The 21,179-nt window shown below is 66.2% G+C and carries 17 protein-coding genes; 13 read left to right on the forward strand and 4 right to left on the reverse strand.

Translation table 11 applies throughout. The features are described 5' to 3' along the window. Nucleotides 1-231: 231 nt before the first annotated feature. From J2W23_RS30645 to J2W23_RS30655, 3 genes are all read right to left on the reverse strand, one after another. The gene (locus J2W23_RS30645; RefSeq protein ID WP_307651405.1) at nucleotides 232-2,097 is read right to left on the reverse strand and encodes a phosphoenolpyruvate carboxykinase (GTP); all 1,866 of its coding nucleotides are present in this window, start codon (nucleotides 2,095-2,097) and stop codon (nucleotides 232-234) included. Nucleotides 2,098-2,243: 146 nt separating this feature from the next. Beyond that, nucleotides 2,244-2,396, reverse strand: a complete 153-nt coding sequence (locus J2W23_RS30650; protein WP_176662004.1) for a hypothetical protein — start codon at nucleotides 2,394-2,396, stop codon at nucleotides 2,244-2,246. 101 nt (nucleotides 2,397-2,497) lie between these two features. Next, a complete protein-coding gene (locus tag J2W23_RS30655; protein ID WP_307651406.1) occupies nucleotides 2,498-3,697 on the reverse strand; it encodes a threonine ammonia-lyase in 1,200 nt (399 codons plus the stop codon). Nucleotides 3,698-3,812: 115 nt separating this feature from the next. Between J2W23_RS30655 and J2W23_RS30660 the strand changes: the two genes are divergently transcribed. From J2W23_RS30660 to J2W23_RS30670, 3 genes are all read left to right on the forward strand, one after another. Continuing rightward, the gene (locus tag J2W23_RS30660) at nucleotides 3,813-6,137 is read left to right on the forward strand and encodes an ATP-binding protein (protein ID WP_176662006.1); all 2,325 of its coding nucleotides are present in this window, start codon (nucleotides 3,813-3,815) and stop codon (nucleotides 6,135-6,137) included. 49 nt (nucleotides 6,138-6,186) lie between these two features. Continuing rightward, nucleotides 6,187-7,815: a S41 family peptidase gene (locus tag J2W23_RS30665; protein ID WP_307651407.1), complete on the forward strand. Its 1,629-nt coding sequence runs from the start codon at nucleotides 6,187-6,189 to the stop codon at nucleotides 7,813-7,815. Nucleotides 7,816-8,012: 197 nt separating this feature from the next. After that, nucleotides 8,013-9,203: a nucleoside hydrolase gene (locus tag J2W23_RS30670; RefSeq protein ID WP_307651408.1), complete on the forward strand. Its 1,191-nt coding sequence runs from the start codon at nucleotides 8,013-8,015 to the stop codon at nucleotides 9,201-9,203. 24 nt (nucleotides 9,204-9,227) lie between these two features. Here J2W23_RS30670 and recQ read toward each other — a convergent pair whose 3' ends face one another. Further along, entirely contained in the window at nucleotides 9,228-11,123 is a 1,896-nt protein-coding gene (gene recQ / locus J2W23_RS30675) for a DNA helicase RecQ (RefSeq protein ID WP_307651409.1), read from the reverse strand. A gap of 299 nt (nucleotides 11,124-11,422) precedes the next feature. Between recQ and J2W23_RS30680 the strand changes: the two genes are divergently transcribed. From J2W23_RS30680 to J2W23_RS30725, 10 genes are all read left to right on the forward strand, one after another. Continuing rightward, a complete protein-coding gene (locus J2W23_RS30680; RefSeq protein WP_307651410.1) occupies nucleotides 11,423-12,391 on the forward strand; it encodes an ABC transporter substrate-binding protein in 969 nt (322 codons plus the stop codon). Continuing rightward, complete coding sequence (locus tag J2W23_RS30685; RefSeq protein ID WP_176662011.1) at nucleotides 12,372-13,253, forward strand: ABC transporter permease; 882 nt, start codon at nucleotides 12,372-12,374, stop codon at nucleotides 13,251-13,253. Before J2W23_RS30680 ends, J2W23_RS30685 begins: the two co-directional genes overlap by 20 nt. Next, nucleotides 13,253-14,041 (forward strand): ABC transporter ATP-binding protein, encoded by a 789-nt coding sequence (locus J2W23_RS30690; RefSeq protein WP_373424007.1) that lies wholly within the window; start codon nucleotides 13,253-13,255, stop codon nucleotides 14,039-14,041. Before J2W23_RS30685 ends, J2W23_RS30690 begins: the two co-directional genes overlap by 1 nt. A 7-nt stretch (nucleotides 14,042-14,048) precedes the next feature. Next, on the forward strand, nucleotides 14,049-14,786 hold the full coding sequence (gene hutC, locus J2W23_RS30695; RefSeq protein ID WP_176662012.1) for a histidine utilization repressor: 738 nt from the start codon (nucleotides 14,049-14,051) through the stop codon (nucleotides 14,784-14,786). Nucleotides 14,787-14,849: 63 nt separating this feature from the next. Further along, nucleotides 14,850-16,409 carry a histidine ammonia-lyase gene (hutH, locus tag J2W23_RS30700; RefSeq protein ID WP_307651412.1) on the forward strand — a complete coding sequence of 520 codons (1,560 nt, stop codon included), beginning with the start codon at nucleotides 14,850-14,852 and terminating at the stop codon, nucleotides 16,407-16,409. A gap of 39 nt (nucleotides 16,410-16,448) precedes the next feature. Next, on the forward strand, nucleotides 16,449-18,176 hold the full coding sequence (hutU, locus tag J2W23_RS30705; RefSeq protein WP_307651413.1) for a urocanate hydratase: 1,728 nt from the start codon (nucleotides 16,449-16,451) through the stop codon (nucleotides 18,174-18,176). 119 nt (nucleotides 18,177-18,295) lie between these two features. Then, nucleotides 18,296-19,030: an IclR family transcriptional regulator gene (locus J2W23_RS30710; RefSeq protein ID WP_176662015.1), complete on the forward strand. Its 735-nt coding sequence runs from the start codon at nucleotides 18,296-18,298 to the stop codon at nucleotides 19,028-19,030. A gap of 43 nt (nucleotides 19,031-19,073) precedes the next feature. Next, the gene (locus J2W23_RS30715) at nucleotides 19,074-19,826 is read left to right on the forward strand and encodes a transporter substrate-binding domain-containing protein (protein WP_307651414.1); all 753 of its coding nucleotides are present in this window, start codon (nucleotides 19,074-19,076) and stop codon (nucleotides 19,824-19,826) included. 108 nt (nucleotides 19,827-19,934) lie between these two features. Beyond that, the gene (locus tag J2W23_RS30720) at nucleotides 19,935-20,603 is read left to right on the forward strand and encodes an amino acid ABC transporter permease (protein ID WP_307651415.1); all 669 of its coding nucleotides are present in this window, start codon (nucleotides 19,935-19,937) and stop codon (nucleotides 20,601-20,603) included. Continuing rightward, entirely contained in the window at nucleotides 20,600-21,169 is a 570-nt protein-coding gene (locus J2W23_RS30725; RefSeq protein ID WP_307651416.1) for a HutD/Ves family protein, read from the forward strand. The genes J2W23_RS30720 and J2W23_RS30725 overlap by 4 nt, the downstream gene beginning before the upstream one ends. Nucleotides 21,170-21,179: the final 10 nt, after the last annotated feature.

Raw genomic sequence — 21,179 nt, forward strand, 5'->3', positions numbered from 1 at the left:
CGATGATAGTGCGGGTTCCCGTGTGAAAGTAGGTCATCGTCAGGCTCTTACAGCCCAGAAAACCCCAGTCAGCTATGACTGGGGTTTTTTGCATTGAACGACCGATTTCAATTGCGACACCAAGTCAGCAAGCAATTGATATTTGGATGAAGCAAGCGACCAAGAAAAAAGCCCGATGGATTGCTCCACCGGGCTTTCGTTATTTATTTAAGAGTAGCCGACCGCTGAAGATCAGGCAGCCAAGCGTTGCTCAATAGCAGCCTTGGTTTCCGGCAATTCCTTCGGCAAGTGGTGCGACAGCTGCTGGAACAACTCCGCATGTAGCTTCAACTCTGCCTGCCAGGCTGCCTTGTCAATGCTGGTCACAGTCGCGAATTGCTCGGCGCTGAATTCCAGCCCTGTCCAGTTCAGATCTTCATAACGCGGGCTCACGCCAGTGATGTGCTCGATGCCTTCGGTCTTCTTGCCTTCGACACGATCGATCATCCACTTCAGAACACGCATGTTCTCGCCATAGCCAGGCCAGACGAACTTGCCATCGGCGCCCTTGCGGAACCAGTTGGTCGTGTAGATCTTCGGCAGCTTCGCACCCGAGGCCTCGAGCTTCTTCCCGACGTTGAGCCAATGCTGGAAGTAGTCCGCCATGTTGTAGCCGGCGAATGGCAACATCGCGAACGGATCGCGGCGCACCACGCCTTGCTGGCCGCCGGCGGCTGCCGTCGTTTCGGAGCCCATCGTCGCGGCCATGTAGACGCCTTCGACCCAGTTGCGGGCCTCGGTCACCAGCGGCACGGTCGTCGAGCGGCGACCGCCGAAGATGAATGCGTCGATCGCCACGCCCTTCGGATCGTCCCAGGCGTCGTCGAGTGCCGGGTTATTGGTCGCAGCCACGGTAAAGCGCGAGTTCGGATGCGCCGCCTTCGCGCCGGTTTCCTTGGCGATCTGCGGCGTCCAGTCCTTGCCCTGCCAGTCGGTCAGGTGCGCGGGCAGGGTCTTGGTGTCCTGCTCCATGCCTTCCCACCAGACATCGCCGTCGTCGGTCAGCGCAACGTTCGTGAAGATCACGTCGCTGTTCAGGCTGTCCATGCAGTTCGGGTTGGTCAGCATGTTGGTGCCGGGCGCCACGCCGAAGTAACCCGCTTCAGGGTTGATCGCATACAGGCGGCCGTCCTTGCCGGGCTTGATCCAGGCGATGTCGTCGCCGATGGTGGTGACCTTCCAGCCTTCGAAGCCGGCAGGCGGCACCAGCATCGAGAAATTCGTCTTGCCGCAGGCGCTCGGGAAGGCGGCGGCCACGTGGTACTTCTTGCCTTCGGGGTTCGTTACGCCAAGGATGAGCATGTGCTCGGCCAGCCAGCCTTCGTCGCGGCCCATGTTCGAGGCGATGCGCAGTGCGAAGCACTTCTTGCCCAAAAGCGCGTTGCCGCCGTAGCCCGAGCCGTAGCTCCAGATCTCACGCGTCTCGGGATAGTGAACGATGTACTTGGCCTTGTTGCAGGGCCAGGACACGTCCTTTTGTCCGGCTTCGAGCGGCGCGCCCACGGTGTGCACACACGGCACGAACTCGCCATCGGCGCCCAGCACCTCGTAGACCGCCTTGCCCATGCGGGTCATGATGCGCATGTTGACCGCCACGTAGGGCGAGTCGGAAAGTTCGATGCCGATGTGCGCGATCGGCGAGCCCAGCGGACCCATGCTGAACGGCACCACGTACATCGTGCGGCCCTTCATGCAGCCGTCGAAAAGCGGCTGCAGCGTCGCACGCATCTCGGCCGGGGCCATCCAGTTGTTGGTGGGGCCGGCGCTGTCTTTTTCGTTGGAGCAGATGAAGGTACGGTCTTCGACACGCGCAACGTCGGTCGGGTCGGACACCGCGAGGAACGAATTGGGGCGCTTGGCGGGATTGAGCTTCTTGAAAGTGCCCGCATCGACCAGTTGCTGGCAGAGGCGGTCGTACTCTTCCTTGCTGCCGTCGCACCAATAAATGGCTTCGGGTTTGCACAGTGCGGCCATGTCGGCCACCCAGGCAATCAGTTTCGCGTTCTTGACGTATGAGGGCGCCTGAATGGTGAGGCCCTTCATCGTGGGTGCGTTCATCGGAAATCTCCTAAGTTGAAAAATCGTCTTTCCGAACGGGACGCCGAGCCGGCATGGGCACGGAGGTCCGTTTGAGAAAACGTTTCGCGAAGGGAGATTGCGTCAGCGCGGGCCGCACCGCCCGCGGACGACAGCCCAAGAGGCTGTCAGGCCAAGTAGACAGCGATGGATGCCAGCAGAAGCATCAGCACGCCGCCAGCGAGCGGGAGCACGAGCGGCATCAGGTGAACGACCGATTCGACGGCGTCTTTTTCGACGGCGGCGGCGTGGCCGGGCTCAACGGGAGTGGGGTTGGACATCGGGAAGTACCTCGAATACACAAATGACAAAACTGCGGGCATTTTACCGGTGGGGTCCTGCAGAGCGGTCTAGGGGGTTGCGAGCCCCTTGCACCCATCTCTCAATGTTGCTCTTCGGCCTCGAAACCCGCGTCCTTCAATGCCGTGAGCACGCTGGCCAGATGGGCCCGTCCGCGGGTCTGCAGGACCAGCTCGATATCGACGTTCTGGGCCGCGAGCATGGTGAAGGCGCGCTGGTGGTGAACCTCGTCGACGTTAGCGCCCGCTTCGGCGACAGTGGCCGTGATCTCGGCCAGCGAGCCCGGCACATCGCGCGCGCTCACCCGCACCCGCGCCAGCCGTCCGGCCCTGACCATGCCGCGTTCGATGATGGCCGCGAGCAGCAGCGGATCGATGTTTCCGCCCGAAAGCACGAGGCCCACGCGCTTGCCCTTGAAGCGCTCCGGATGTCGGATCAGTGCCGCAAGGCCGGCAGCACCCGCACCTTCCACAAGGGTCTTTTCGATCTCGAGCAGCATCAGCACGCCCTGCTCGATATCGCCTTCGTCCACCAGCACGAGGTCGTCGACCTTGCCGGCGATGATTTCTTGCGTCAGAACGCCGGGCGTCCCGACCGCGATGCCTTCGGCGATGGTGCTCTTGCCCTGCACATGGTGCGTGCCCTTGATGGCGTTGACCATGCCCGGGAAGCGCGTGGTCTGCACGCCGACGATCTCGATGCCGGGCTTGCGATCGCGTGCCGCGACCGCCATGCCGGCGATCAGCCCGCCGCCGCCGACCGCCACGACCAGCGTGTCGAGGTCGGGCACCGCATCGAGCATCTCGAGTGCGACCGTGCCTTGGCCCGCAATGATGGCTTCGTCGTCGTAGGGATGCACGAAGGCCAGTCCTTCGCGCTCGGCAAGCTCCAGGGCATGGGCGCGGGCCGCATCGAGCGTGTCGCCGTGCAGCACCACCTCGGCGCCGAAGCCACGGGTGCGCTCTATCTTCACGCCGGGCGTGAAGCGCGGCATCACGATCAGCGCCTGGAGGCCGAGCCGCTGCGCGTGATAGGCCACACCCTGTGCGTGGTTGCCGGCCGACATGGCGATGACGCCGCGCGTACCGGCTTCCGAAAGATCGACCAGCTTGTTGCACGCACCCCGCTCCTTGAAGGAGGATGTGAACTGCAGGTTCTCGAATTTCAGGAACACCTGCGCGCCGACGATTTCGGAGAGCGTGCGCGATTCGACACAGGGCGTATTGAGCACCTGACCCTGGAGGCGCACCGCGGCGCGCCGGATTTCTTCGATTCCGACCATGGCGCGCATTGTGGCTGGAATCGCCGGATCAGGGTTTTTACCCTTTCGGCGTCTTCCCGAAGCCAAAAGTCTGCGTTATGGTCTCTCCACGAATTTCCTCATTGGAGGTTTCCTGATGGTCAAGCGTGCGGGTGTCGATGTAGTGGCTGCTGCGGTACGCGGGCAGGCATTGCCTTCGCCTGGCCTCAAGGAAGCACCGGTGCTCGAGCTCATGTGCTCGCACTTCGTGCTCACGCTCGCAGCCAAGCAGGGGCCGCGCTTCAATGTGCGGCGAGATATCAACGGATTGCTTTCGCTCACGGGCCGCCATCTCGTATGGCCCGCCGCGGTGTTGCAGCGATTGCGCGAGTTCCTCGGCCGGCGCTGCGCGGGCAACGAAGCGTGGAAGGGCGTCGAGAATTTCGATGGCCGCACGCTGCTCGAGCGCCATGGCGTGTGGCGCGGCCCGTATGAAGAAGGCACGCTCTTCTTCTACCTCGACGAATACGCGAAGGACCAGCCCAAGGACCTGCTCTCGGTGCTCGCCGTCACGCGCGACTGGCTCACGCATGCTTTACGCAAGCAATCGACACTGGTCGAGAAGAACATCGATGCGCTCGCGGGCCTGCTGCAGCTCAACAAGGCCGAGCGCGCGCTGCTGCTCTACGGAACGCTCGCACGTTATCAACGCGACCTGCGCTCGCTGCTGGTCGAGTTCAAGGTCAACAACGCGCCCGAGGCCTACGCCGCCATCGCCGACATCGCGGGCGTGAACGCCAGCGAGGTGGGCGAGGCATTGCGCGCGGGCTCGCGGCTCGAGCGCATCGGCCTCGTGGAGAACCTGATCTCCGAACACAACATCACCGACCTCGCCGATCTCATGAAGGTCAGCGAGAAGCTGCCGCCGGTGCTGATGCGCGAGTACCGCGACCACAACGAATTGATGGCGGTGTTCACGCGGCCCTCGGCCAAGAGCGCGCTCACGCCGCACGATTTCTCCTTCGTCGAAGAAGACGCGCAGATGCTCGTCACGCTGCTGCGCGCCGCGGTCGCGCGCAAGGAGCCCGGCGTCAACGTGCTGCTCTACGGTCCGCCCGGCACCGGCAAGACCGAGCTCGCGAAAGTGGTCGCACAGGCTGCAGGGCTCGAGCTCTTCGAAGTCGAATACGCCGACCGCGACGGCAATTCATTGAGCGGCCGCGACCGCTACCGCTCGCTGCAGATCGCGCAGGTGTTCCTCAAGGGCAGCGCGCAGGCCGCGTTGCTGTTCGACGAGGTCGAGGACGTGTTCCCGCCGATCAGCACCGAGGCCGCGCAGTTCATGGCGCGCGCCGAGCAGATTCCGGCGCCCACCAGCGGCAGCGTGAGCGGCAAGGCCTGGGTCAACCAGATCCTCGAAGCCAACCCCGTGCCGACGCTGTGGGTCACCAACCGCATCGAGCAGATCGACCCGGCGTTTCGCCGCCGCTTCGCCTACCACCTCGAACTCAAGTCGCCGCCGCCCGGCGCGCGCGAGCAGCTCGTGAAGAAGACGCTCGAAGGCGTGGTGGTGTCCGAGGCGTTCACCGCCAAGCTCGCCGAGCGCAAGGGCCTCACGCCCGCGCAGATCCGCACCGCGGTGCGCTTTGCCGGGCTCGCGAAGACCGACGATGCCTCGATGGAAGGCCTCATCGAGCGGCAGTTGCGCAACGCCGATCTCGCGCTGGGCACGCTCGACACCGGCCGCGGCGAGCGCCGCAACGTCACCACCTACGACCTCGACATGCTCAATGTCGAGACCCGCTTCGAAATCCCGCGCATCGTCGAGGCGCTCAAGGCGCGCGGCCACGGCACGCTGTGCTTCTACGGTGCCCCGGGCACCGGCAAGACCGCGCTGGCCGAGCACATCGCGCGGGCCGTGGGCCGGCCGCTCATCATCAAGCAGGCCAGCGACCTCATGAGCAAGTACGTCGGCGAGACCGAGCAGAACATGGCCGCCATGTTCAAGGAAGCCGAGGCCGAAAAAGCCGTGCTGCTGCTGGACGAGGCCGACTCCTTCCTGCAGGACCGGCGCGGCGCGCAGCGCACCTACGAGGTCACCGAGGTCAACGAGATGCTGCAGGGCATGGAGCGCTTCAACGGCGTGTTCGTCTGCACCACCAACCTGCTCGACCGGCTCGACCAGGCGGCGCTGCGGCGCTTCACTTTCAAGATCAAGTTCAAGCCGCTCACGGCCGTGCAGCGCGAGCGCATGTTCATCACCGAGGCGCTGGCGGGCGATGCGGCGCTCCTGACCGGCGAAGTGAAAACGCGGCTCGCGCAATTGGCACAGCTGTGCCCGGGGGATTTCGCGGCGGTGAAACGCCAGACCGATATCCTCGCGGTCGAGTTCTCGGCGGCGGAGTTTCTCGACCAGCTGGAGGCCGAGCACCGCATCAAGCCCGAAGTCCGCGAATCGCGCGGCATGGGCTTCGTCCAGTAAAGATCAACAAGCGGGCGTGTCCGCCGTCGTGGGCACGAGGAGGAAATCCATGGGCTTTCGCAACACAGACCTGCGGCAGCTGCCGCGCCCCGGCGCATGGGCCGTTGCTGCCGCACTGGCGGTGGCCGCCCTGCTGGCGGGTTGCGGCGGTGGTGGGGGCGGGGGAGGAGGCGGCGGCGGTTTTCCGATCGGCGTACCGCCGCCGGGCGGCAATCCACCCACCAATGGCGGTGGTGGCGGCGGCGGCCTTGTTCCATCGTCGGAGGTCGCGGGCCAGTGCGCCGCGCCGCGCCGTGGCATCAACCCTGAAACCGGCACCGTCTATCCCGACACCGCCGGCACGGTCGACAACGAGAAAAGCTGGGTCCGCAGCTGGATCGACGAGACCTACCTTTGGTACAACGAAGTGCCGACCAGCCTGGTCGCCGCCGATTACGCGACGCCCGTCGCGTTCTTCAACGTGCTCAAGACGCCGGCGACCACCTCGCCCTCGGGCCGCGCGAAAGACCGCTTTCACTACACCTATGACACCGAGGCCTACCGCCAGCTGTCGAACGCCGGCGTTTCGCCGGGCTACGGGATCGAGTTCGCGTTTGTGCGCAGCTCCCGCCCGAACCGCGACCTGCGCGTGGCCTTCGTCGAGCCGCATTCCAGCTCGCCCGCCGCGGCCGCTGGCATCGCACGCGGCGCGAGGATTCTCGAGATCGACGGCGTCGACGTGCTCAACAGCACCAACACGGCGGTCATCAACCGCGGCATCTCGCCGCAGGCGGCCGGCGAGCAGCACACCTTCAAGCTGCAGGAAGGCAGCGCGACGCGAACCATCAACCTCACGGCCGCCCAGGTGACGCGCACGCCGGTGCAGAACGTCAAGTTCATCGACGACGCGGGCAGCCGTGTCGGGTATTTGCTCTTCAACGACCACATCACCACCTCCGAGGCGCAGCTCATCGCTGCGGTGAACAAGCTCAAGGGCGATGGCATCCAGGACCTGGTGCTCGACATGCGCTACAACGGTGGCGGCCAGCTCAATATCGCGAGCAGGCTGGCCTACATGGTGGCCGGGCCCAGCCAGACGGCCGGCAAGACCTTCGAGCTGCTGACCTTCAACGACAAGAACCCGTTCCGCCTCACGCTCGCGCAGACCCTGACCCCGTTCATCGGCACCAGCCGCACCAACCAGCCGCTGCCCACGCTCGGTCTCTCGCGCGTCACCGTGCTCACCAGTCCCGACACCTGCTCGGCCAGCGAATCGGTGATCAACAGCCTGCGGGGCATCGGTGTCACGGTCAACCTGGTGGGCGGCACCACCTGCGGCAAGCCCTATGGCTTCTATCCGCAGGACAACTGCGGCACCACCTACTTCGCGATCCAGTTCAAGGGCGTGAACCAGGCGGGCTTCGGCGACTACGGCGATGGCTTTGCGCCCAATGCCAATTGCACCGTGGCCGACGATTTCGGCCACCAGCTCGGCGACCCTGCCGAGGCGCGGCTGGCTGCGGCGCTCACGCTGCGCAGCTCCGGTTCGTGCCCGGCGCCGGCGGCGTCGTCCAAGGCGGTGCCGGGCATCGGCCTGGACAAGGCCGAGATCGCACCGGCGGAAGAGCAACCTGCCCTTCTCAACCGCTCCCCATTGCGTGAGAACCGCCTGATCGATCCCCCGCCCAACGCGGGCTGACAACAACAGCATCGACCGGCGACCGGCGACCGGCGACCGAGGCCGCGTCTCGCGGCCTCGCGGAAAACACCTAGTGCAGGCGCTTGCCATGTGTCGGCCTTGGCACTTAGAGTTTGGCAAACGTTTGCGCAAAGCTTTGCGCAAACGTTTGTATTTCAGTTCCCTCGACTGAAAACCAAACACTTAGGAGAAGCAGGATGCGGAACATGCGCAAATGGTTGGGGGCGGTGCTCGCCCTCGTGGTCGTGACCGTGGTGGCGGGCTGTGGCGGAGGCGGCGACGGCAATGGCGGCTTCGGGCTCGCGCCGGGCTTCGGCGCAACGCCGCCACCCGCGCAGAAGATCATCATCGACAGCGACTACAACACCATGAGCGACGACGGGCAGCTCGGCGTCATGGCCGCGCAGCTGCAGGCCCAGGGCAAGGTCCAGGTCATGGGCATCAGCGTGGTCTCGGGCAACCAGTGGCTCAAGCAGGGCGTGGCCGACGCGCTGATGTCGGTCGAGCGGCTCGGCGTGGGAGACCGCATCGGCGTGTACGTGGGCGAAAACTATGCGCTCAACCACACCTTTGCCGACGTCGAGGCCGAAATGGCCGCGGGCGCGGGCGGCGACGGCTACCTCGGCGCCTGGGGCGGCCCCGAGCCCAAGAGCGACGCCGACCTGAAGCCCTCGCCCGACGGCTTTGCCAAGCGCACGCTGGCGCAGCGCAAGAGCGCGGTCGACTTCATCATCGACACGGTGCGGGCCAATCCGAACGAGATCACCATCCTGGCCATCGGCCCGCTCACCAACATCGCTCTCGCGGCGAAGAAGAGCCCCGACATCATTCCGCTGATCAAGAAGATCGTCTACATGGGCGGTGCCATCGATGTGCCGGGCAACACCACCAAGGCTGCCGAGTTCAACTGGTGGTTCGATCCCGATGCCGCGCAGTTCGTGGTGCGCCTGCCGATCCCGCAGGTGGTGGTGCCGCTGGACGTGACCGACACCGTGTTCCTCACCAAGCCCATCTACGACCGCATCGCCCATCCGGCCAAGCCGACCGCGGTGACGGAAGTGTTCCGCAAGCTCAACGGCTACGGCTTCAGCGGCACGAACGGCTTCGAGAACAACCCCGACTACACCCAGAACATCTGGGACACCCTCACGCTCGCCTACCTGATCGATCCAACCTACGCGACCAAGACGGTGGAGCGTTACGTCGACGTGGTGGCCAAGCCGGGCGCCGCGGACAACGGCCGCTCTATCGGCTACGCCTCGCAGCCCGCGGGCCCGACGCTGCAGAAGATGACGGTGGTGCAGCGCTTCGACAACGCGCGCTTCTTCGAGCTCTTCGTCGATTTGCTGACGCGGCCCGTGCCGATCACGCTGCCGCCGGCGAATTGATGTGAAGCCGGAGTGCCCGGCTGGCTAGAACGCCGAGCACACGCGCAGCACTTCGGCACCATAAGCCTCGAGCTTCTTGGTGCCGATGCCGCTGATGCCCTGCAGGTCCTCGAGCGTTGCGGGCGCTCGCTCGGCAATCGACGCCAGCGTGGCGTCGTGAAAGATCACGTAGGCCGGCAGGTTGTGCTCCTTCGCCACCTCCGCGCGCCAGGCCTTGAGCGCCTCGAAGCGCTTCTTGCCGATGTCGTCGAGCTTGGCGGCGGCCGGCGACGGCGCGCCCTTGGCGACCTTCTCGCGACGGGGCTTGCGCTCTGCCGGTGACGAAATGGATTCGCGCAGCGTCACGTTCGCCTCGCCCTTGAGTACCGCACGCGATCCCTCGGTGAGCTTGAGCGTGTTGAAGGCCTCCGCATCGACCGCCAGTGCGCCCGTGGCGATCAGCTGGCGCAGCACGCCGCGCAACTGCACTTCGCTGAACTCCGCGCCCAGCCCGAAGGTGCTGATGCGCTCGTGCCCGAACTGCTTGACCTTCTCGGTCTCCTTGCCGCGCAGGATGTCCATGATGTGCCCTGCGCCGAAGCTGATGCCGCTCAGCTGCTGCACCCGGTAGATGGTGCTCAGCAGCTTGCGCGCGGCATCGGTGCCGTCCCACACCTGCGGCGGGTTCAGGCAGTTGTCGCAGTTGCCGCAGGGCGTGCTCTTCTCGCCGAAGTAACCCAAGAGGCGCACGCGCCGGCAGTCGCTCGCCTCGGCCAGCGAGAGCAGCGCATCGAGCTTGCCGCGCATCACCTGCTTGAACTCTTCGCCGGCCGGGCTCTCGTCGATCATGCGGCGCTGGTTCACCACGTCGTTCAGGCCGTAGGTCATCCAGGCGTCGGCGGGTGCGCCGTCGCGGCCGGCGCGGCCGGTTTCCTGGTAGTAGCCCTCGATGTTCTTGGGCATGTCCAGGTGGCCGACGAAGCGCACGTCGGGCTTGTCGATGCCCATGCCGAAGGCGATGGTCGCGACCATCACGATGCCTTCCTCGCGCAGGAACCGGTCCTGGTGCTTCTGGCGCACCGCAGCGTCGAGGCCTGCGTGGTAGGGCAGCGCGTTGATGCCCGCGCCCTGCAGCGTCGTCGCGAGGTCTTCCACGCGCTTGCGCGACTGGCAATAGACCACGCCCGCATCGCCCTCGTGCTCGCGCTCGATAAAGCGCAGCAGCTGCGTGGTCGCGTCCTTTTTCTCGACGATGGTGTAGCGGATGTTCGGCCGGTCGAAGCTGGAGACGAACTGGCGCGCTTCTTCCAGCTGTAGCCGCTCGACGATGTCGGCGCGCGTGAGCGCATCGGCCGTGGCGGTGAGCGCGATGCGCGGCACGCCCGCGTAGCGCTCGTGCAGCACGGTGAGTGCGCGGTATTCGGGTCGGAAGTCGTGGCCCCACTGGCTCACGCAATGCGCCTCGTCGATCGCGAACAGCGAGAGCTTGCCGCGCTCCTTCAAGGAATCGAGCTGCGACAGGAAGCGCGGCGTGTTGACGCGTTCGGGCGCCGCGTAGAGCAGCGTGATCTCGCCGCGCAGCATGCGGCGCTCCACGTCCTGCGTCTGTTCCCAGTCGAGCGTGGAATTGAGGAACGCCGCACTCACCCCCGCCTCGTGCAGCGCGCCGACCTGGTCGTGCATCAACGCGATCAGCGGCGACACCACCACCGCGACGCCGCGCCCCGCGCGCTGCCGGGCGATGGCCGGGATCTGGTAGCACAGCGACTTGCCGCCGCCGGTCGGCATCAGCACCAGCGCATCGCCGCCGCCCACCACGTGATCCACGATGTCTTGCTGGGCGCCGCGGAACTGCGAATAGCCGAAGACTTCGTGGAGGATTTCGGCCGGCGAGGTGCTGCTGCCGGGGGCGTCGAGGGGGTGGGGTGCGAGGGAGGACACGGCGGCGGAGGCGGACGTCGAGAGGGATGAAAGGGGAACGGGCGGGGGAGGGTGGTCGATTGTCCCCCAGCCACCCAGTTATGACTGTGGCATGAGCTTTGCAATGGTGATCCCCGTCCCGCCGCCTTTCTTGTCTAGACAGCAATCTGGTGCATCTTCCTGAAGAAATGCACCGAAACAGCCCTCTCGGGTTATCCTGTATATACAAGTTGGGGCGCTTGGCAACAATGCGAGGCGAGCGCGACCCAGACCCGGGCGCACCGCCGAGCCATTTCTAGAAAACGGAACCAGGAGTACCCATGGTCAAGACGGTAGTTGTGAAAGTCGCTTCGCTGCTGGCAGCAGGTGCATGTGCAGCGGGCATGGCCGGAACGGCCGCCGCCCAGGACACGAAGATTTCGCTCGGCATGTCCGGCTGGACCGGCTTCGCGCCGCTCTCGCTGGCCGACAAGGCCGGCATCTTCAAGAAGAACGGCCTGGACGTCGAACTGAAGATGATCCCGCAGAAGGACCGCCACCTGGCCCTGGCCTCCGGCGCGATCCAGTGCGCGGCCACCACCGTGGAAACGCACGTCGCCTGGAACGCCAACGGCGTGCCGATCGTGCAGATCTTCCAGATGGACAAGTCCTACGGCGCCGACGGCATCGCGGTGCGCAACGACGTGAAGACCTTCGCCGACCTCAAGGGCAAGACCATCGGCGTGAGTGCTCCCGGCACCGCGCCGTACTTCGGCCTGGCCTGGATGCTCAACAAGAACGGCATGAGCCTGAAGGACGTGAAGACTGTCTCTCTCGAGCCGCAGCCCGCCGCCCAGGCCTTCGTGGCCGGCCAGAACGACGCCGCCATGACCTACGAGCCGTACCTCTCGACCGTGCGCGCCAATCCGGCGGCCGGCAAGATCCTCGCGACCACGCTCGACTACCCGATGGTGATGGACACCGTCGGCTGCGCCCCCACCTGGCTCAAGGCCAACCCCAAGGCCGCCGCCGCGCTCACCAAGTCGTACTTCGACGCGCTGGACATGATCAAGGCCGACCCGGCCAAGTCGAACGAGCTCATGGGCTCGGCCGTCAAGCAGAGCGGCGAGCAGTTCGCCAAGTCGTCGGCGTACCTGCGCTGGCAGGACAAGGCCGCCAACCAGAAGTTCTTCGCGGGCGAGCTCACCACCTTCATGAAGGAAGCCGCAGCGATCCTCCTGGAAGCCGGCGTGATCCGCAAGGCGCCCGAAGACTACGCAGTCACCTTCGATGCAAGCTACGTCAAGTAAGGCGCTGCCGCAGCAGGTGCCGCCCCGCGCGGCATCGGCAAGCGCCGTTTCCTCCCAGCCCGTCGTGCCACCCGTGCGGCGCCGTGCGTTCGCGCCGCTCGAGCCGATCAGCGCCCGCGCGCGCGTGCTGCTGGGGCTCGGTTTCTTCGTCGTGTTCGTGCTCGCGTGGTCGCTCGCCACGCTCGGCGGCTTCGTCTCGCCGACTTTCCTCGCGAGCCCGCCGACCATGGTCAAGGAAGGCTGGCTGCTCTTCACCGAGTACGGCTTCATCGGCGACATCGGCATGACCGTGTGGCGCGTGTTCGGCGGCTTCCTGCTGGCGGCCGTGTTCGCGGTACCGCTGGGCATCGCGATGGGTACGTGGAAGACGGTCGAAGCCTTCTTCGAGCCCTTCGTCTCGTTCTGCCGCTACCTGCCGGCGTCGGCGTTCATTCCGCTGCTCATCCTGTGGGCGGGCCTGGGCGAAATGCAGAAGCTGCTCGTGATCTTCATCGGCTCGTTCTTCCAGATCGTGCTGATGGTGGCCGTCACCGTGGGCGGCGCGCGGCGCGACCTCGTCGAAGCGGCCTACACGCTGGGCGCCAACAGCCGCGGCATCGTCGCGCGGGTGCTCATTCCGGGCGCCGCGCCGGGCATCGCCGAGACGCTGCGCCTCGTGCTCGGCTGGGCATGGACCTACGTGATCGTGGCCGAGCTGATCGGCTCGTCCTCGGGCATCGGCCACATGATCACCGACAGCCAGGCGCTGCTGAACACCGGGCAGATCATCTTCGGGATCATCGTGATCGGCGTCATCGGCCTCCTGTCCGACTTCGCTTTCAAGGCGCTGAACCGCCGCCTCTTCGCATGGGCCGCACTTTGATGACGACGCAGAACCAACTCTCCATCCAGGGCGTCTCGCGCGTCTTCACCGGCACCAAGGGCCAGCGCACACAGGCGCTCCTGCCCATCGACTTCGAGGTGAAGGAGAACGACTTCGTCACCATCCTCGGCCCTTCGGGCTGCGGCAAGTCGACGCTGCTGCGCATCGTGGCCGGGCTCGATTTCCCGACCACCGGCCAGGTGCTGCTCGATGGCGAGCGCATCGAAGGCCCGGGTGCCGACCGCGGCGTGGTTTTCCAGAGCTACACGCTGTTCCCATGGCTCACGGTGGCGCAGAACATCCGCTTCGGCCTGCGCGAGCGCGGCATGAGCGAGGCCGACCAGAAGGAACGCAGCGAGTTCTTCATCGCCAAGGTGGGCCTGCGCGGCTTCGAGCATCACTTTCCGAAGCAGCTCTCGGGCGGCATGCAGCAGCGCACGGCCATTGCCCGCGCGCTCGCCAACGACCCCAAGATGCTGCTGCTCGACGAGCCTTTCGGCGCGCTCGACAACCAGACCCGCGTGCTGATGCAGGAGCTCTTGCTCGGGATCTGGGAATCGGCGCAGAAGACGGTGCTCTTCGTCACGCACGACATCGACGAGGCGATCTTCATGGCCAACCGCGTGGCGGTGTTCAGCGCGCGGCCAGGGCGCATCAAGACCGAGATCGCGGTGGACTTTCCGCATCCGCGCAGCTACACGATCAAGACCTCGCCGGAGTTCATGGACATCAAGGCGCGGCTGACGGAAGAGATCCGCGCCGAGTCGATGGCCGCCGCGGAGCATTGAAAGCACGATGAAACGCGACCTGCCGACCCTCGCGCTCTACGCGCAAGTCAAGGATCACATCTCCCGCAAGATCCAGGACGGCACTTGGCCGCCCGGCCACCGCCTGCCGTCGGAGCATGAGCTGGTCGCGCAGTTCGGCATGGCGCGCATGACGGTGAACCGCGCGCTGCGCGAACTGGTGGAGCAGGGCCGCATCGTGCGCGTGGCCGGCGTCGGCAGCTTCGTGGCGGAAAACAAGCCGCAATCGACGCTGCTGCAGATCGCCAACATCGCGAGCGAAATCCGCCAGCGTGGCCACGACTACCGCTGCGAAATGCTCGCGGTCGAGCGCATCGCCGCCTCGCCCGACGTGGCCGCATGGCTCGACCTGCGCGCGGGCGATTCGGTATTCCACAGCGCCTGCCTGCACCTGGAGAACGACACGCCGGTGCAGCTGGAGGAGCGCTACGTCAATCCGCAGGTCGTGCCCGAGTATCTGGAGCAAGACTTCAGCGCCATGCCGCCCAGCGAGTACCTGGTGCGCAACGTGCCCTTCGACCAGATCGAACACGTCGTCGATGCCGTGCTGCCCAACGCCGAACAGGCCGAGCGGCTCGCGATGGAAGTGACCGACCCCTGCCTGCTGCTCACGCGCCGTACCTGGACGCGCAACACGCCCGTGACCTGGGTGCGCTGCCTGCATCCCGCGTCGCGCTACAGCCTGGGCAGCCGCTTCAAAGCCGACGGCAACCCCAGCTTCGGCTAGCTTTTTTTCTTGTCGCACAGACCGATCGTTATCTCTCGCAACTACTTGTATAGACAGGTTCACATGCCAAGCAACAACACCGCTTCATCCAATGCCACTTTGACTCTCACGCCCGGCAAGGTCGGCCTTGCGATGCTGCGACGCATCCAGGCCGGCGGCGTGCAGCTCGTGCTCGATCCGTCGGTGCAGGGCGGGATGGCCCAAGCCGAGGCGGCCGTGCGCCACATCGTCGAGAACGACCAGGTCGTCTACGGCATCAACACCGGCTTCGGCAAGCTCGCGAGCACGCGCATCGGCAACGATCACCTGGCCGAGCTGCAGCGCAACCTCGTGCTCTCGCACAGCGTGGGCACCGGCGAGCCGCTGGCCGCGCCGGTCGTGCGCATGATCCTCGCAACCAAGGCGGTGAGCCTTGCGCGCGGCCACTCGGGTGTGCGACCCGCACTGGTCGATGCGCTGCTGGCGCTGTTCAACGCGGGCGTGACGCCCAGCATTCCCTGCAAGGGTTCGGTCGGCGCGTCGGGCGACCTCGCCCCGCTCGCGCACATGGCCTGCGTGCTGATCGGCGAAGGCGAGGCGACGCTGGCCGACGGCAAGAAGGTCAGCGGCGCCGAAGCGATGCGCAGCATCGGCCTCGAACCCTTCGTGCTCGGCCCGAAGGAAGGCCTGGCGCTGCTCAACGGCACGCAGGTGTCGACCGCGCTGGCGCTCGCCGGCCTGTTCGGTGCGGAAGACGTGTTCGCCGCCGCGCTGATGTCGGGCGCGCTGTCGCTCGAAGCGATTCAAGGCTCGATCAAGCCCTTCGACGCGCGCATCCACGCCGCACGCGGCCAGCCCGGCCAGATCGCCGTCGCAGGCGCGGTGCGCACGCTGCTCGAAGGCAGCGAGATCGTCCCCTCGCACGCCGACTGCGGCCGTGTGCAGGACCCGTACTCGGTGCGCTGCATTCCGCAGGTGATGGGTGCTTGCCTCGACAACCTCGCGCATGCATCGCGCGTGCTGGTCATCGAAGCCAACGCCGCATCGGACAACCCGCTCGTGTTCTGCGACACCGGCGAAGTGATCTCGGGCGGCAACTTCCACGCCGAGCCCGTCGCCTTCGCGGCCGACATCATTGCGCTGGCGGTGAGCGAAGTCGGTGCCATCTCCGAGCGCCGCCTGGCCTTGCTGCTCGACAGCGGCCTCTCGGGCCTGCCGCCGTTCCTGGTGCGCGATGGCGGCCTCAATTCCGGCTTCATGATCGCGCAGGTCACGGCCGCCGCACTCGCCTCCGAGAACAAGTCGCTCGCACACCCCGCGAGCGTCGACAGCCTGCCCACCTCGGCCAATCAGGAAGACCACGTCTCGATGGCCACCTTCGCCGCGCGCCGCCTGGGCGACATGGTCAACAACACCGCGGTGGTCGTCGGCATCGAAGCCATGGCCGCCGCACAAGGCATCGAGCTCAAGCGCAAGCTCAAGAGTTCGCCGCTGGTCGAAGCGGAATTCGCCACCATCCGCCAGAAGGTCGCCTTCCTCGAACGCGACCGCTACCTCGCCCCCGACATCGAAGCCATGCGCCTGTGGGCGCTGAAGGCCGAGTTGCCGGCCGCGCTGCTGAACATCCTGCCCAGTCACTCGTAAGACTTCATCCGATAGATCGACAGATAGGAGAACCACGCCATGAACGCTCCCGAAAAATTCGCCCTCAACAACCCCGATGCGGCCGACCCGCGCCATGACCCGACGCGCGTGATCCGCGCCCCGCGCGGCAGCGAGCTCAACTGCAAGAGCTGGCTCACCGAGGCGCCTTACCGCATGCTGCAGAACAACCTCGACGCCGAGGTGGCCGAGCGCCCGCAAGACCTCGTGGTGTACGGCGGCATCGGCCGCGCCGCGCGCAACTGGGCCTGCTACGACCAGATCCTCGCGTCGCTCAAAGAGTTGAACGACGACGAGACGCTGCTCATCCAGTCGGGCAAGCCGGTCGGCGTGTTCAAGACGCACGAGAACGCGCCGCGTGTGTTGCTCGCCAATTCGAACCTCGTGCCGAAGTGGGCCAACTGGGAGCACTTCAACGAGCTCGACCGCCAGGGCCTCTTCATGTACGGACAGATGACTGCCGGCAGCTGGATCTACATCGGCAGCCAGGGCATCGTGCAGGGCACCTTCGAGACCTTTGTCGAAGCCGGCCGCCAGCACTACAACAACAGCCTCGCGGGCAAGTGGATCCTGACGGCGGGCCTCGGCGGCATGGGCGGCGCGCAGCCGCTCGCGGCCACGCTGGCCGGTGCGGTGTCGCTCAACATCGAGTGCCAGCAGTCGAGCATCGACTTTCGCCTCCGCACGCGCTACGTGGACAAACAGGCGCGCGACATCGACCATGCCTTCGAGCTGATCAAGCAACACACGGAAGCGAAGGAAGCCGTGTCGATCGCGCTGCTCGGCAATGCGGCCGACATCCTCCCTGAACTGGTGAAGCGCGCGAAAGCGGGCTGCCTCAAGCCCGACCTCGTGACCGACCAGACCTCCGCGCACGACCTGATCAACGGCTACCTGCCGTCGGGCTGGACCGTGCCGCAATGGCAGGCCGCGATGAAGGACGCCTCGCAGCACGACGCGCTCAAGAAGGCCGCAGCCAAGTCGTGCGCCGTGCACGTCCAGGCCATGCTCGACTTCCAGGCCATGGGCATCCCGACCGTCGACTACGGCAACAACATCCGCCAGGTCGCGTTCGACGAAGGCGTGAAGAACGCCTTCGACTTCCCCGGCTTCGTGCCCGCCTACATCCGTCCGCTCTTCTGCGAAGGCAAGGGCCCGTTCCGCTGGGTCGCGCTCTCGGGCGACCCGGAAGACATCTACAAGACCGACGCCAAGATCAAGGAACTGTTCCCCGAGAACACCCACACGCATCGCTGGCTCGACATGGCGCGCGAGCGCATCGCCTTCCAGGGCCTGCCCGCGCGCATCTGCTGGCTGGGCCTGGGCGAGCGCCACATCGCCGGCCTGGCCTTCAACGAGATGGTGAAGAACGGCGAGCTGAAGGCGCCCATCGTCATCGGCCGTGACCATCTGGACACCGGCTCGGTCGCCAGCCCGAACCGCGAGACCGAGGCCATGAAGGACGGCACCGATGCGGTGAGCGACTGGCCGCTGCTCAACGCGCTGCTCAACACCGCGGGCGGCGCCACCTGGGTCAGCCTGCACCACGGCGGCGGCGTGGGCATGGGCTACTCGCAGCACTCGGGCGTGGTGATCGTGTGCGACGGCACCGACGCGGCCGCCAAGCGCATCGAGCGTGTGCTCTGGAACGACCCGGCGACCGGCGTCATGCGCCATGCGGATGCGGGCTACGACATTGCCGTCGCGACCGCGAAGAAGCAGGGCCTGAAGCTGCCGATGGTGCGCTGAGCCGGCCGTTCGTCGCACGCAAGCCGGTAAGACAAAGGTAGAAGTAAAAATCCGGCCGATTCCCACCCGGTGGGAATTTGGGCTTGGAAGTGAGAACGGCCAGCAAGATACTGCTTGCGATGACGCCCCCGACCGACGCTCCCGCCCACAACGACCGCGCACTGTTCGTGCTGTCGGTGCTGGCGCAGAGCAAGGTCGCGATGACGGCAGCCGAGCTGGTGCAGGCCACCGGCCTCGTCAAGAGCACGCTGTACCGCCAGATCGCCACGCTGCGCCGCTGGGGCTTCGTGATGGAGTCCGACGGGCGCTACTCGCCCGGCCCCGTGAGCGTGCAGCTCGCGAGCGGTTTCGACGGCAACTCCGACCTCGTCATGGCCGCCCGCGCCGACATGCGCGCGCTGGTGCAGCAGAGCCACGAGAGCGTGGCGCTGGTCACCGCGGTGAACGACCGCGTGGTGTGCCTGGAGATGATCGACAGCGAACATTCGCTGCGCTGCTCGTTCGACCGGGGCCGCAGCGTGCCGGCCAGCGACGGCGCGAGCGCCAAGTGCCTGCTCGCGCACATGCCGCTCGACCAGCGCGATGCCTTGCTCGACGGTCTCGGCGAGAGCGCCGGGCGCCGCGCCGAACGCGCCGCCGAACTCGATGCGATCCGCGAGGCCGGTCATGCCGTGACGCAGGGCGAGGTCGATGCCGGCGTCTGGGGCGCGAGCGCACCGGTGCTGTCTTCGGGCCGGCGCCTTCGTGGCGCGATCACGCTCATGGCGCCGATCACGCGCGTCCAGGGCATGGAAGCTGCGTTGCTCCACATGACCGTCGTCACGGCGGCGCGCATCTCGCGTGCGCTCCAGTAGCCGGTCGTTCTCACTTTTTTCAAACCCACGAAAGCTTTTCACCATGAACACCCGCCGCACCCTCGTTGCCGTCGCACTCTCCGGCCTCGCTCTCTTCGGTTTTGCCGGCGCCGCGCAAGCCCAGGGCGAGCCGCTGCGCGTCGCCACCGACGCCACCTTCCCGCCGATGGAGTTCGTGGAAAACGGCAAGCGCACCGGCTTCGACGTGGAACTGGTCGAGGCCATCGGCAAGACGCTGGGCCGCAAGATCGAGTGGATCGACATCGACTTCAAGGGGCTCGTGCCGGGCCTGATCTCCAAGCGCTTCGACATGGCCGTCTCGGCCATCTACATCACCGACGAGCGCAAGAAGGTGGTCGACTTCACCGTGCCGTACTACGCGGGCGGCCTCGTGGTGATGGTGAAGGACGGCAACACGGCGATCAAGGTGCCGGCTGACATCAACGGCAAGAAGGTCAGCGTGCAGGTGGGCACCAAGTCGGTCGCCTTCACGAAGGAAAAGTACCCGCAGGTGCAGCTGATGGAAGTGGAGAAGAACCAGGAGATGTTCAACCTCGTGGACATCGGCCGTGCCGACGCCGCCGTCACCGGCAAGCCCGCGGCCTACCAGTACGTGCGCACGCGCGGCGGCCTGAAGGTGCTGCCCGAGCAGATCACCACCGAGGAGTACGGCATGGCGATCCGCAAGGACACGCCGGAGCTCACCAAGGCGGTGAACGGCGCCATCGAGAAGCTGAAGGCGGACGGCACTTACGACCAGATCGTGAAGAAGTGGTTCAGCGCCGCCACCAAGTGATGTTGGCCCCCCGGCTTTTCACGCGCTGCGCGCGTGTAACTCCCCCCCCTGAGGGGGAGGCGCGGCCCGCTTGGGGCGGCCCGGCGCTCGGCCGCCAAAAGGACTGATATGGACTTCGATTTCTCGCCGGTCTGGCAAGGCTGGCCCGACCTGCTGCGCGGTGCGCTCGTCACGGTGGAGATCACCGCCTGCGCGCTCGCGCTGGGCTGCGTGCTCGGCCTCGTCGTGGGCATCGGTCGGCTGAACCCGAAGCGGCGTTGGCTCTACGGCATCTGCACCGCCTACGTGGCGGCCATTCGCGGCACGCCGCTCCTGGTGCAGCTGTTCATCCTGTTCTTCGGCCTGCCGCATTTCGGCATCCTGCTGCCCGCGTTCCTGTGCGGCGTGCTGGGGCTCGGCGTGTACTCGGGCGCGTACGTCTCGGAGATCGTGCGCGGCGCGATCCAGTCGATCGACAAGGGCCAGACGATGGCCGCGCAGTCGCTCGGCATGACGCCCGGCGTGGCGATGCGCCAGATCGTGCTGCCGCAGGCGGTGGTGCGGATGATTCCGCCGCTGGGCAACGAATTCATCGCGCTCATCAAGAATTCGGCGCTGGTGTCGCTGCTGACCATCCACGACGTGATGCATGAAGGGCAGAAGATCATCAGCGTGTCGTACCGCTCCCTGGAGGTGTACCTGGCCATCGCGCTCGTGTACTTCGTGCTGACCGGCACGATGACCTTGATCCTGCGGCACTTCGAGCAGAAGCTGCGGCAAGGCGGGCTGATGCGATGAGCGTGTTTCGTTTTTCCCGTTCCACGCTGCCCGCCATGCCGTGGAAGAACGGCGGCGGCACCACGCAGGAAATCGCAAGCTGGCCGCAGGGCGCGGGGCTCGACAGCTTCGGCTGGCGCGTGAGCATCGCGACCATCGCGGCGGCCGGGCCGTTCTCGGCGTTCGCGGGCATCGACCGCAGCATCATGCTGCTCGAAGGCGACGGCGTGCGCCTCTTCACGCACGACGGGCGCATCGAACACCGGCTCGACGTGCCGCACCGGCCATTCGCATTCAGCGGCGACGACGCGATCGATTGCACGCTGCTCGGCGGCGCATCGAACGATTTCAACGTGATGACGCGGCACGGCCAATGGCGCGCCGATGTGCAGGTGCTGGATCACGCAACGGCCATCGAGGCGGCACCGCACGGCGTGCTGCTCGCCTTGCGCGGCGCATGGCGCCTGAACGGCGAGCAATGCACCGACGGCGAGGGCCTGCATTGGGCCGACGCGCCGCTGGCGTGGCAAGCGGCACCAGAGAGCGAAGACGCGCGGCTGGTGGCGGTTCGCATCGTGCCGGCGTAACCTGCAAAAA

The organism is Variovorax boronicumulans, from assembly GCF_030812215.1.
Taxonomy (GTDB): Bacteria; Pseudomonadota; Gammaproteobacteria; order Burkholderiales; family Burkholderiaceae_C; genus Variovorax; species Variovorax boronicumulans_C.